The sequence below is a fragment of the Roseivivax sp. GX 12232 genome (assembly GCF_021272185.1).
In the GTDB taxonomy this organism is placed as follows: domain Bacteria; phylum Pseudomonadota; class Alphaproteobacteria; order Rhodobacterales; family Rhodobacteraceae; genus Roseivivax.
This window is the reverse complement of sequence record NZ_JAJSEC010000001.1, coordinates 186,890-199,133: the sequence shown is the minus strand read 5'-3', so window position 1 is coordinate 199,133 and position 12,244 is coordinate 186,890. Positions and strand designations below refer to the sequence as shown.

Here is a 12,244-nt window from a genome sequence, read left to right as displayed (position 1 = left end):
CGTCCCCCTTCAGGCTGGCCGCGACAGGCGGCTCAGCGCGTCCTGCCGCAGATCGTCGGCGCTTTGACTGACCGTCTGCGCGCGTTCATAGGCTTTCTGGATTTCCATCAGCCGGGTGATCTCGGTGATGGCCTGCACGTTGCTGCCCTCGACCGCGCCCTGGATCAGGACGCTGCTGTCATCGAGCTCAGGCGCCACGCCGCCGCCCGGCGGGGCACGGAACAGCCCCGACCCGGCGCGCTCGTAGGCCTGCAGGTCGTCGATGCGGAAGACGCCGATCTGGCCGAGCGCCGCGCCGTCGGGGCCGGACATGGTGCCGTCCTCGGCGATCTGCAGCCCGGCCACGGCCTCGGGCGCGAGGTTGATCGCCGCGCCGCCCACGTCGAGGATCTGCGCCCCGTCGATGGTGACCAGCGTGCCCTGGTTGTCGAGCGTGAGCCGCCCGTCGCGGCCGTAGGCTACGCCGCCCTCGCGGGTCTCGAAGGCGAACCAGCCCTCGCCCTCGAGCGCGATGTCGAGCGGGTTGCCGGTGGCCTGCAGCCGGCCCTGGCTGTTGTCGAGGTAGGAGCCGCCGTCGACGACGAAATGCACGTCTTCCATGTCGCCGGTGTCCTCGTGCAGGTAGCTCTCGAAGGCCACCCGCTCGCGCTTGAACCCGACGGTATCGGCATTGGCGATATTGTTGGCGGTCACGTCCAGATCCCGCTGCAGGGCGGAGACCAGGGAGATCGGGATATAGGACGCACTATCCATGTAATAACACCGGTTTGGTGATTTTATTCTTGCTCAAGTCAAGAAATAAGGTGATTTTAGCTGCAAAAGCAAGAAGAGATTATGCGCTTGGCATTCAAACCTTGCATCCCGGTGCTTGTGACGGCGCTGGCCCTCGGGGCGCCCGGCGCGGCCCTGGCCGATGTGCCCGAGGGCGGCGGCGTGCCGCCCCGCGAGGCCGCGCCCCTGGCGGCGCCCGAGCTGCGTCTGAAGGCCCAGGCGCGGGGTGATTTCGTCGCGCGCCGGCTGGCCCTGCTCGACGCGCTAGGGACCGCCGCGCCCGACGCGCTGGGGCCGCCGCTTCTCGACCTGGCCGAGTTCCACGTCGCCCGCGGCCTGGGCTACGAGGCGGGCTCCTTCCTGGCCCGCGCCCAGGCCGAGGGGCTGCCCGCCGAGGAGGCGCCCCGCGTCGCCGCGCTGGCGCTTCTGCAGCGCATCCTCACCGGCCGGGCCGACAGCCTCGGCCAGAGCGATCCGCTCCTGTCGCATCCCGACTGGCCCGCCGCGCCGCATCTGCGCGCCATGGTCGCCGTCTCGGGCGGGGCGCGGCTCAGCGAGCTGGCCATGCTCGAGGCCGAGGAGGCCGCCGGGGCGCTGCCCGACCGCATCCTCGAGGTCACCCTGCCGGTGCTGCTCGAAGCGGCGGTGGAATCCGACTACTGGGAGATCGGCCATGCGCTGGCCGCGCGCATGCTGGCGCATTCCGCGCTTGGCGACAGCGCCGCCTTCCACTACCTGCTGGGCCGGGCGGCCGAGCGCGGGGGCGAGGAGGTCGCCGCCTTCGACAGCTACCTGCGCGCCGCGCGCGGCTCGGATGCCTGGGCGCACAAGGGCCGGCTGGCGATCATCTCGCTGGCGGTCCGCACCGAGGCGCTGGCCCCGCGCGAGCGGCTGACGCTCCTGCGCCAGGCGCGCTGGCGCTGGACCCGCGGGCCCCTTGGCGCGCGCACGCTCATGGCGCTGGCCGAGGCCGAGATCGCCCTCAGCCACCGGATCGCGGCACTCGAGGTGCTGAACGCCATCGGCCACAGCTATCCCGAGACGCTTTATGCCCAGAAGGCCGCGACGCTGGCGGAGGCGCAGATGGATGCCTTCTACGCCCACGGGCTGGCGGGCGACCTGGCCATCGCCGATTTCGTCCGGGGCCACGCGCGCATCGCCGCCGACTACCGCATGGAGCCCGGCTTTGCCGAGCGCGCCGAAGCCTTCGCCGACCACATGCTCGCCAATGGCATCACCGGGCTCGCGGCGCGGGAATACCTCGAGACCGCCGAGTTCCTGGCGGTGGGCCAGGACCTGGGGCTTTTCTCCGAGACCGAGGCCATGCGCGACCGGCTGCGGCTGAAGCGCGCCGAGGCGCTTTTTGCCGGGGGGCAATACGCGCTTGCGGTCGAGGTGACGCGCGGCCCGCTGCTGGTGCCCGATCCCGAGATCGCGACACGGCTCGCCGCCCTGCGCACCGATGTCTATGCCGCCACCGGCCGCGACCGGGAGCTTCTGGACGAGGCGCCCGAGGATCCCGCCCGCGACTACCTGCGCCAGCGCGCCGAGGCGCTCTTTGCCCAAGGTGACTGGACCGCCGCGCTCGCCGCCTATGAGGACGTCTGGGCCGGGGAGGGGGCTGCCATGCCGCCCGCGCTGGCCGCGCATATGCTGCTGGCCGCCCATCGCGCGGGCCAGGCCGAGCGGGTGCGCGAGCTGGCCGAGGCGCTGCCGCGGCTCGACGAGGCGCCGGGCTGGGCCGCCATCGCCGCGCGGCTCGGGCGCCAACGGCCCGACATCTTCCCGCTGCGCCGGGGCGTGATCGAGGCCGCCATCGGCGAGGGCCGGGACGAGGGCGACACCGGCGGGTGAGTCCTTCCAAGGATAAGAAGAATAAATCCCGTTTTCTTTAACCCGCCCGAAACTGTGCCGGACAATATCATGGAATATGCCGCAAAAGCTTGTTTGCCGGGCAAGGCCGCACAAGCAGAAGGGACAGACAGATGAGCATTTCGCAATCCATGCAGATCGGCGTGAGCGGGCTGAATGCCAATGCCGAGCGCGTCGGCGACATCTCGAACAACATCGCCAACGCCAGCACCGACGGCTACAAGCGCAGCTTCTCCTCCATGGTCTCCGAGACGGTGGGCTCGGACCAGACCGCCGAGGGCGCGGGCGTCCGGGCCGAGCAGCGGCACGACATCTCGACCACCGGCGCGGTGCGCGGCACCACCAGCGCCACCGACCTCGCGATCGAGGGCTCGGGCTTCTTTGTGGTCTCCGAGAACGCCGACGAGGCCAACCAGGCCAACTACGCGCTGACCCGCGCGGGCAGCTTCTCGCCCGACGACGAGGGCAACCTTGTCAACGCCGCGGGCTACTACCTCGCCGGCTTCCCGGTCGACGAGAGCGGCGCCATCGGCGCGGTGGACACCAATTCCTACTCCGACCTCGAGACGGTGAACATCGGCGACCAGACCATCGCGGGCCAGGCCACCAGCGCCATCGACGTGCGCGCCAACCTGCCCTCGCAGGCCACCGGCCTCGCGACGCCCGGCGATCCCTTCATCTCCTCGGTGGAGTATTTCACGCCCTTGGGCGAGGCCGAGCGCATGAGCGTCGCCTTCGCGCCCTCGGGCACCGAGAACCTCTGGACCATGACCTTCAGCGACAACGAGGGCGCAGTCCTCGGCAGCGCGGATGTGACCTTCAACGACAGCGGCGCCAATGCCGGCTCGCCGGCGAGCTACACCAACGTGCAGAACCTCGCGACCGCGCCCGCCGCCTTCGCCTTCGATGCCGCCACCGGGACGGCGACGGTGACGCTCGACACCGGGGCGACACCCCAGGACGTCGAGATCACGCTCGGCGCGCCCGATGCCTACGGCGGGCTGACCCAGTTCGCGGGTGACTACTCCGGCCTGACGATCAGCTCGGACGGCGCCAGCGCCGGGACGCTGGTCTCGGCCGACATAGATGCCGACGGCATGGTCTACGGGGTCTTCGACAACGGCGCGCGCAAGGCGCTCTACCAGATCCCGCTGGCCGATGTGGCCAATCCCGACGGGCTCGCGCCCGGGGACGGCAATACCTACAAGATCTCGCTCTCGAGCGGGCCTCTGAACCTGCTCTTCTCGGGCGGCGGAGCGGTCGGGCCGATCTCGGCCTTCGCGCTGGAATCCTCCAACGTGAACGTGGCCCAGGAGCTGACCGACCTGATCCAGGTGCAGCGGGCCTATTCCTCCAACGCCAAGATCGTGACCACCACCGACCAGATGCTCGAGGAAACGCTGCAGATCAAACGCTAATCACGGGCCGCGCGCTGAAGGGGCGCTGAGACATGACGATTACCTCCGCTTTGACCGCCAGCCGGATGGGCCTCGATTCGATCGGGGTCCGCGCCGAGGTGACCTCGAACAATATCTCCAACGCCGACCGCCCCGGCTATGTGCGCCGCGGCGTCGATCTGACCAGCGGCACCAATGGCAACGGCGTCCGGGCCACCGGCGTCACCCGGCAGGTCGACAGCGTGCTGCAGGGGCGCCAGCGCTCCGAGACCTCGGCGGGCAGCTACCACGAGCGCATGGCCTCGGGGCTATCGATCTACACCGCGCAGCTTGGCGCGCCGGGCGAGCCGGGCACGCTGCCCGACCGGGTGGCGGCGCTGCAGACCGAGCTCGACCTGCTGACGGTCGATCCCGGCGCGCGCAACGTCCAGGCGGGCGTGCTGCGCCGCGCGCAGGACCTGGTCGCGGGGCTGAACAGCGCGCATCGGGCGCTCGGCGACGCCACCGCGCGGGCCGAGGCCGCGATCGGCTCCGAGGTCGCCTCGGTCAACGCGCTGACCGCCGAGATCGCCGAGCTGAACACCTATATCGCCTCGGCGAGCGCGGGATCGGTGGAGCGCGCCGACCTCATGGACCAGCGCGACATGGCGATCGACAAGCTCTCGCAGCATGTCGACCTGCGGGTCATCAGCCGCGGCGAGGGCACGGTCGACGTGATGACCGGCAATGGCGCGAGCCTGATCGAGGGCAGCCGCGCGCATCCCTTAGACTACGACCGCGCCAGCGGCACGCTGACCGCGGGCGGCGTCGACATCACCCCGGGCCGCCCCGGCGGGCGCGGGCTGACCAGCGGCGCGCTGGCCGCCGAGATCACCCTTCTGACCGACCGGCTGCCGCAGATGGGCGACCAGCTCGACGAGCTGGCCCGCGCCATGGTCACCACCTTCGAGGATGCCGACGCGAGCCTCGGACCGGGGCAGGCGGGGCTCTTCACCGATGCCGGCTCCGCCTTCGATCCGACCGCGCAGGAAGGGCTCGCCGGGCGCATCGCGGTCAATACCGCGGTCGACCCCGAACAGGGCGGCGACCTCTGGCGGCTGCGCGACGGCGTCGGGGCGGCGGTCCCGGGCGACAGCGCCGACGGCACGCAGGTGCTCGACTTCGTCGCGGCGCTTGGCGCGCGGCAGGGCTTCGACCCGGCGCGCGGGCTGGGCGACAGCATGACGGTCTCGGAATATGCCGCGAACCTCCTGTCGGGCCAGAACGCCGAGGTCAGCGCCGCCGAACGCAAGGGCGCGGCGGCCGATACCGCCGCCCGGGCCATCGCCAACCAGCGCTCCGCCACCGAGGGCGTGAACGTCGACACCGAAATCCAGACCCTTCTGCAAATCGAACAGGCCTTCGCGGCCAATTCGCAGGTCATCGCCGCGTTGAACCGGATGATGGACGACCTGCTCGAAGCCTTCTGAGGACCGGCGCGCCCATGACCTACGGCATCCTTCCGAAATCCACCTTCCAGGCCTTCACCACGCGGCGCGACATCATCGGCCAGCTCAACGCCGAGGTGAACCGCGCCTCGACCGAGCTGTCGACCGGGCGGCACGCCGATCCCTACGGGGCCCTCGGCTCCAAGGCGGCGCGGGCCTTCAACGTCGGCGCCGAGCTGCAGCGCACCGAGTCCTTCCTGACCTCGAACAAGCTTCTGGAAAGCCAGTTCGACACCACCGCGACGGTGCTGCAGGACCTGCGCACCATCGCCGAGGAGTTCCTGGCCTTCAGCGTCGGCAGCCGCGACAGCGAGGGCGCCACCACCAGCGAGCTGCAGGCCGCGGCCAAGGCGGCCTTCACCCAGATCGCCAACCTCTCGAACACCACCTATGCCGGCAAGAAGCTCTTCTCGGGGGTGGCGGCGGACCAGCCGGCGCTGACCGAATGGAGCCGCGACGGCGGGGCGGGGCTCAGCCCCGAGGACGCCATGGCGGCGGTCCTGGGCGGCGGGCTGACGACTGCCGCCGATGCCGCGGCCAAGGCCGACACCGTGGACGCCATGTTCGCGAGCGACCCGACCGCCCCGGCGGGGCTGCGCTTCGAGGAGGTCTTTTATTACGGCGCCGACGGCACCGGCCCGCGGGTCGCGGCGCAGATCGACGCCGACACGCGGCTGAGCTACGGGCTGCAGGCCGACGACCAGGGCTTCCGCGACCTGATGCAGGGGCTCGCCATGCTGGCCGGGACCGACGCCAGCCAGATCGGCGACGAAGGCGCTTACAGCGAATGGGTGGGCCGCGCGGTCGACAAGGTCAGCGAAGGGGTGGGCGGCGTGCTCGACATGGAAGCCCGGCTGGGCTTTTCGCAGAACCGGCTGGAGCTGGCGACCGAACGGCTGTCGGAGCGGCGCAACGTGCTGACCTCGGAGCGCTCCGAGCTGGAGGGCGTCGACGCCTATGACGCGGCGATGCGGCTGACCGAGCTCGAGTCGCGGCTGCAGGCGACCTATACGGTCACCGCGCGGCTCGGACAGCTGAGTTTTCTGAACTACCTCTGAGGCTCCATTCCGCCGCGCCGGCCTCGGTGAGGCCCGGTTCGGTCAGCTTGTAGCCGCGCCCGTGCACCGTCTCGATATAGGGATGGGCGAGGTCCGAGGCCTGCGAGAACTTCTTGCGGATCTTGCAGATGTAGACGTCGATCACCTTGTCGAAGGGCCGGTCCTCGAGCATCCCGTAGACCGCGTCGTAAAGCGCGCTTTTCGAGACCACGCGGCCCGCCCCGAGCGCCAGCTCGTGGAAGATCGCATATTCGCGGCGCGAGAGCGGCACCGGCTGGCCCGAGATTTCCGGGTTGCGGCCGTCGAAATAGATCACCGCCTCGCCCAGCGTCACGCTTTCGGCCGCATGGCCCGCGGCGCGGCGCGCGATGGAGTTGATCCGGCTTTTCAGCTCGATGGATTTCACCGGGATCACCAGGTCGTCGTCGGCGCCTGCGTCCAGCGTCTCGGCTGTCGCGCGGGCGTTGCGCATGTCGCGCATCACCAGGATCGGCGCGTCGCAGCCCGCCGCGCGCAGCTGGCGCACCTGGGCCAGGACCTCGGGCGTATCGGCCAACAGGAAGGCGGTGCGGTCATGGCTGCGCGCCCGCAGGGTGGTCTGATCGGTGGCGAAGAAATGCGCGCCGACGGGGACCACGGTGAACCCGCCCTTGGTCAGCTCTGCCTCAAGGCCCGCGACCCGCTCGGTGCGTGGCTCGAATAGAAAAATGTGCATCGGCTGCGCGGTCCGAGGGGACGCCTCCACTTCGTTCCTTTTCAAAACCATGACATCGCGCCCAAGAATTAACAAGAATAAAAGTTATATTCACATATTTATTCTTGTCTAATTGGGCGGGAGCTGTAAGGTAAAAGCCGGATCAAACCCTTGGGGGTTGGCTCATGTGGGCAGTCTTTCGCGCGTGCCGCCTTGCGGCCCGGACCTTTCTTCTTGCCACGCTGGTCGCAGCGGGCGGGGCCGCGGCGGACGTGCGGATCAAGGACATCGCCACCTTCGAGGGCGTCCGCGAGAACCAGCTGGTCGGCTACGGCCTGGTCGTGGGCCTGAACGGCACCGGCGACAGCCTGCGCAACTCGCCCTTCACCGAGAAGAGCATCGAGGGGATGCTGGAGCGTCTCGGCGTCGGCAACCTCTCCGAGGACAGCATCAACACCAACAACACCGCCGCGGTCATGGTGACCTCCATGCTGCCGCCCTTCGCGCGGCGCGGCTCGACCATCGACGTTGTGGTCTCCTCGCTGGGGGATGCCACCTCGCTGCGGGGCGGCACGCTGATCGTCACGCCGCTCTCCGGTGCCGACGGCGAGGTCTACGCCGTGGCCCAGGGGCCGATCGCCGTGGCGGGCTATGCCGCGCAGGGCGCCAATGCCTCCATCGTCGAAGGCGTGCCCACCGTCGCGCGGATCGAGAACGGCGCCACGGTCGAGAACGAGATCGGCTTCGAGCTCGCGAGCCTCGACAGCCTGAGGATCACCCTGCGCGACCCGGATTTCACCACCGCGATGCGGGTGGCGGATGCGGTTAACGACGCCATCGGCGGCAATGCGGCCCGGGCGCTCGATCCCTCGACCGTCGAGGTCCGCGCCAGCGCCGGCAAGGGCGACATCATGGGCACCATGGCCCATATCGAACGGCTGCTGGTGACCCCGGACAGCCGCGCCAAGGTGGTGATCGACGCCCGCTCCGGCACCATCGTCATGGGCGCCAACGTGCGGATCTCCGAGGTCGCGGTGAGCCAGGGCGGGCTGACCGTCATGGTCAAGGAGAACATCGAGGTGAGCCAGCCCGAGCCGATCTCCATCGGCGAGACGGTGGTCGTGCCCCAGACTGAGGTGCGGGTCGAGGAATCCCTTGGCCGCTTCACCATCCTCGAGGGCGACGTGAGCCTGCGGCGGCTGGTCGACGGGCTCAATGCCATCGGCATCACCGCCTCGCAGACCATCTCGATCCTGCAGGCCATCAAGGCCGCCGGCGCGCTGCACGCCGATCTGGAGATCATCTGAGATGGGCCCCGAAGGCCCGCTGGGGCTGAACCTCGGCATGCTGCGCGCCGCCGCCGGCTCCGGTGCTTCGCCGCGCGGGGCCGAGGCGCAGGGCGATGCCGCCGAGATCGCCAAGGAGTTCGAGGCCGCCTTCCTGTCGCAGACCGTCGACCAGATGCTGAAGACCGCCGATGTCGGCAGCTTCGGCGGCGGCCATGCCGAGGAGATGTGGCGCTCTTTCCTGTCGAAGGCCATGGCCGAAGCCCTGGCCGAGGACGGCTCGGTCGGGCTGGCGAGCCAGGTGGAAACGGCGATCCGCGCCTACCAGGGACGAGGAGAGACGGGATGAGCGACAGCACGCTGGCGCCGCTGACGGCGCTCGAGAAACTGCTGAAGCGCGAGGCCGGGGCGCTGGCCCGCGGCGAGGGCGCGGCGGTCGGCGCCGAGCTCGAGGAGAAGTCGCGGCTTCTCACCGAACTCGAGGCCGGGCAGGGGGCTCTGGCCGAACGCGCCGAGCGCGACGAGAAACTGCGCGCGCGGCTTGCCGCGCTTAAGGAGATGCTCTCCGCGAACGGGGCCCGCATCGCGCATCTGCGCGACACCATGGGCGGGCTCGCCCGCGATCTTGCGTCGCTCCAGGAGCGGCAGGGATTGGGCGGTCTCTACGGGGCCGACGGCAGCACCCGCGAGGCTGGTGTGGCCAACCCGCAACGCCTCAACCGGGAGGCCTGAGATTAACTCGGCAGTAACCGCCGCCGGTAATCTCCCACATAGCGGACCAATCCGCAGGACCGTCAGAAGGACGGTCTGTACATAGCAAGAGCAGGAGAAGAACGTGTCTTCCATTCTTACCAACAGCGCGGCGATGAACGCCCTCTCGACCCTTCGCACCATCTCGGGGTCGCTCGACGAAACCCAGGGCCGGATCTCGACCGGTCTCAAGGTGCAGTCGGCCAAGGACAACGCATCCTACTACACCATCTCGACGACGATGAGCTCGGAAAGCGGGATGAACAAGGCCATCAACGAAGGCCTGACCCTGTCCAAGAACTCGGTGTCGACCGCGCGTCTTGGGGCCGAGACCATGGTGGATCTCGCGCAGCAGTTCGTCGACCGTCTGGCCTTTGCCCAGACCGAAGGCGTGGACCAGGACGATGTGCAAAAGGAACTGGATGCCCTGGCGGCCCAGATGACCACCGCCATCGAACAGTCCTCCTTCAACGGCGAGAACCTGATCTCCACCGCCGGTGCAGGTGCCAAGACCGTTGTCTCGGGTGTCAGCCGTGACAACGCCGGTGCGCTGCAGACCTCGACGATCTCCTTCACGGCGGTCGACCTCGAGGCCCAGCAGGCGCTCTTCGATGCCATCGCGATCGACAACACCACGACCGCGGCGGACCTCGAGACCGCTCTGACCAACGCCGAGGGCTACCTGGCCACCGTGACCAACGCGGCCACCGACCTCGGTATCGGCGAAAAGGCCATCGAGACGCAGCAGGAATTCCTGAGCCAGCTGGGCGATCGTCTCGACTCCGGCGTGGGCTCGATGATCGATGCCGACATGGAATCCGAAGCCGCGCGTCTGCAGTCCCTGCAGGTGCAGCAGCAGCTGGCCACCCAGTCGCTGTCGATCGCCAACCAGGCGCCGCAGAACATCCTGAGCCTGTTCCGCTGATCGCGGAGTAAGGTCACGAGCTTGGAGCGGCCCCTTCCCGGGGGCCGCTTCCCCTCAGAAAAAGACGTGAGATCCTTCAGGGACGTTAGGGCAGGACAGGACCCATGAGCATCGCAGCCTACAAGCAGAACATCCGCGAGAGTGAATCGCCCCGCAGCATCGAGCGGCGCGTCATGTCGCGCGTCACCGCCGAGCTCGACGGCTATCTTCAGGACTACGAGGCCGGCTCGCGCTTCGACCGAATGGGGCTTCTGGCGGGCGGGCTGCGCCGCGCGCTGATCGACAACCAGACGCTCTGGCGGGAGCTGCGCTACGACCTGGCCTCCGAGGGCAACCAGCTGCCCGCCGGCCTGCGCGCGCAGCTCATTTCGATTGGCCTCTGGGTCGACCGTCAGACCACCGCGGTCCTTTCGGGCGAGGCGGGGCTGGGCGATCTTGTCGGCGTGAACCGCCAGATCGTCGCGGGTTTGAACGGCGTCGCGCCGCAACCGCAGGAGCTCTGAGCAATGCCGCTGGCCATCACGCTGAAACCGAACGAACGGGTTGTCGTGAATGGCTGCGTCATTCGCAACGCCAACAAGCGGCAAACCATCCATATCGAGAACCGCGCGGACATCATCCGCGGCAGCGATCTTCTGACCGAGAGCCAGGCGGATACGCCCACGAAGCGCATCTGCCTGCTGATCCAGATCGCCCTGGTGCACGCCGACCAGCGGACCCGCGTGGCGCCCAAGATCCAGGCGGGGCTGGCCAACCTGGCCTCGCTTTTCGGCGTGAAGGTGCGCTCGCATTTCTTCGAGGCCGCCAACCACGTCAGCCAGAGCGACTATTACCGCGCGCTGGTGGCGCTGCGGCCGGTGCTTGAGCACGAGGCCAAGCTTCTGGCCATGGTCAGCGCGCCGGACGTGGATGCGCCCGAGGGGCAGGCGCCCGAGGCCGGGGCGACCCCGGATGCCGCGCCCGAGACCTCTCCCGAGGCCGCCGCGCCGGAGCGGCGCAGCGCGGCCGACACGCCGTGATCACCGGGCTCAATTCGATCGCCGGGCTGCAGGTCGCCCAGGCGACCGAAGCCAATTCGCGCGAGATCATCCGCTCCTCCGCCCAGCACGCCCGCGCCATCGAGCATTTCCGCGAGAACATCGCCGCGGTCGAGACGGTCGACGACCTGATGGGGGATCCCGAGCTTTACGGCTTCGTCATGCGGGCCTTCGACCTCGAGGCGCAGATCCCCGGCAAGGCGCTGATGAAGAAGATGTTCGAAAGCGACATCAGCGATACCAGCGCGCTGGTGAACCGCCTCACCGATCCGCGCTTCCGCGAGATCTACAAGGCGCTGGACTTCGGCCCCGACGGGGTCGGCACGACCAACACGCTGAGCCAGTCCTGGCAGGACTGGATGGTCGACCGCTACGTGACCCGGCAGTTCCTCGACGCCCGCGAGAGCGAGAACGAGACGGTCGGCCGGGCGCTCTATTTCCGCGAACAGGCCGGCGGGATCGAGACCGCCTTCGACATCCTCAAGGACAAGGACGTCGCCAAGGTCCTGCGCACCGCCTTCGGCATCCCCGAGGCGACGGTGGGGCTCGATATCGACAAGCAGGCCGAGCTGCTTCTGGAGAAGATCGACCTCGAGACGCTGTCGGACCCGGACGAGGTGACCAAGATCATGCAGCGCTACGTGGCCATCGCCGATGCCCTGAGCGGCGCCGGTGCGGCCCAGAACACCGCCGTGCAGCTCCTGCAACCCCGCGGCAGCTTCGCGCCGGTGACCTTCGATTTCGAGATGCTCTCGGCGGTGCCGCAGAACCCTTATCGGTGAGGTTGGGGGCTTTGTGGCGGCTGGCGGGCTGCGAGCGTGCTGGGCCCTTCGCACAACGCCGAAGCCCATCCCCCTCTCAACACATCCCACCAGAGGGCGCGCGCCGGACCGGGGGCCGGCGCTGCTGAAATGTGAGCTGAGCGCTTTATCCCAGCAAGGTCAGGACTGGCTGTGAGCTATGCGCG

13 protein-coding genes are annotated in these 12,244 nt (G+C 69.0%); 11 read left to right on the top strand and 2 right to left on the bottom strand.

The annotated features are described in order from the left end of the window. Positions 1–9 precede the first annotated feature (9 nt). Entirely contained in the window at positions 10–753 is a 744-nt protein-coding gene (gene flgF / locus LR948_RS00850) for a flagellar basal-body rod protein FlgF (RefSeq protein WP_232752022.1), read from the bottom strand. An 87-nt stretch (positions 754–840) separates the two neighbouring features. On the opposite strand from flgF, the gene LR948_RS00845 reads away from it, so the two are divergent. The 4 genes from LR948_RS00845 to LR948_RS00830 all read left to right on the top strand — a co-directional run bounded on the left by LR948_RS00845 (position 841) and on the right by LR948_RS00830 (position 6,585). Next, entirely contained in the window at positions 841–2,625 is a 1,785-nt protein-coding gene (locus LR948_RS00845; protein ID WP_232752021.1) for a hypothetical protein, read from the top strand. A gap of 131 nt (positions 2,626–2,756) precedes the next feature. Next, complete coding sequence (locus LR948_RS00840) at positions 2,757–4,061, top strand: flagellar hook protein FlgE (protein WP_232752020.1); 1,305 nt, start codon at positions 2,757–2,759, stop codon at positions 4,059–4,061. A 32-nt stretch (positions 4,062–4,093) separates the two neighbouring features. Next, positions 4,094–5,509, top strand: a complete 1,416-nt coding sequence (gene flgK, locus LR948_RS00835; RefSeq protein WP_232752019.1) for a flagellar hook-associated protein FlgK — start codon at positions 4,094–4,096, stop codon at positions 5,507–5,509. Positions 5,510–5,523: 14 nt separating this feature from the next. Next, on the top strand, positions 5,524–6,585 hold the full coding sequence (locus tag LR948_RS00830) for a flagellin (RefSeq protein WP_232752018.1): 1,062 nt from the start codon (positions 5,524–5,526) through the stop codon (positions 6,583–6,585). On the opposite strand, the gene LR948_RS00825 is transcribed toward LR948_RS00830, so the two are convergent. Continuing rightward, the gene (locus LR948_RS00825; protein WP_232752017.1) at positions 6,542–7,300 is read right to left on the bottom strand and encodes a response regulator transcription factor; all 759 of its coding nucleotides are present in this window, start codon (positions 7,298–7,300) and stop codon (positions 6,542–6,544) included. The two genes, LR948_RS00830 and LR948_RS00825, sit on opposite strands and share 44 nt — an antisense overlap. Positions 7,301–7,464: 164 nt before the next feature. Here LR948_RS00825 and LR948_RS00820 point away from each other — a divergent pair, with 164 nt between their 5' ends. The 7 genes from LR948_RS00820 to LR948_RS00790 all read left to right on the top strand — a co-directional run bounded on the left by LR948_RS00820 (position 7,465) and on the right by LR948_RS00790 (position 12,059). Next, on the top strand, positions 7,465–8,586 hold the full coding sequence (locus tag LR948_RS00820) for a flagellar basal body P-ring protein FlgI (RefSeq protein WP_232752016.1): 1,122 nt from the start codon (positions 7,465–7,467) through the stop codon (positions 8,584–8,586). A 1-nt stretch (position 8,587) separates the two neighbouring features. Next, complete coding sequence (locus LR948_RS00815) at positions 8,588–8,914, top strand: rod-binding protein (protein WP_232752015.1); 327 nt, start codon at positions 8,588–8,590, stop codon at positions 8,912–8,914. Beyond that, entirely contained in the window at positions 8,911–9,297 is a 387-nt protein-coding gene (locus LR948_RS00810; protein WP_232752014.1) for a hypothetical protein, read from the top strand. Before LR948_RS00815 ends, LR948_RS00810 begins: the two co-directional genes overlap by 4 nt. A 103-nt stretch (positions 9,298–9,400) precedes the next feature. After that, positions 9,401–10,240, top strand: coding sequence for a flagellin (locus LR948_RS00805; protein WP_232752013.1), 840 nt, complete (start codon positions 9,401–9,403; stop codon positions 10,238–10,240). A 104-nt stretch (positions 10,241–10,344) separates the two neighbouring features. After that, positions 10,345–10,743: a flagellar biosynthesis regulator FlaF gene (locus LR948_RS00800; protein ID WP_232752012.1), complete on the top strand. Its 399-nt coding sequence runs from the start codon at positions 10,345–10,347 to the stop codon at positions 10,741–10,743. A 3-nt stretch (positions 10,744–10,746) separates the two neighbouring features. Then, positions 10,747–11,259: a flagellar biosynthesis repressor FlbT gene (locus LR948_RS00795; RefSeq protein ID WP_232752011.1), complete on the top strand. Its 513-nt coding sequence runs from the start codon at positions 10,747–10,749 to the stop codon at positions 11,257–11,259. Then, positions 11,256–12,059: a DUF1217 domain-containing protein gene (locus tag LR948_RS00790; RefSeq protein ID WP_232752010.1), complete on the top strand. Its 804-nt coding sequence runs from the start codon at positions 11,256–11,258 to the stop codon at positions 12,057–12,059. The genes LR948_RS00795 and LR948_RS00790 overlap by 4 nt, the downstream gene beginning before the upstream one ends. Positions 12,060–12,244: the final 185 nt, after the last annotated feature.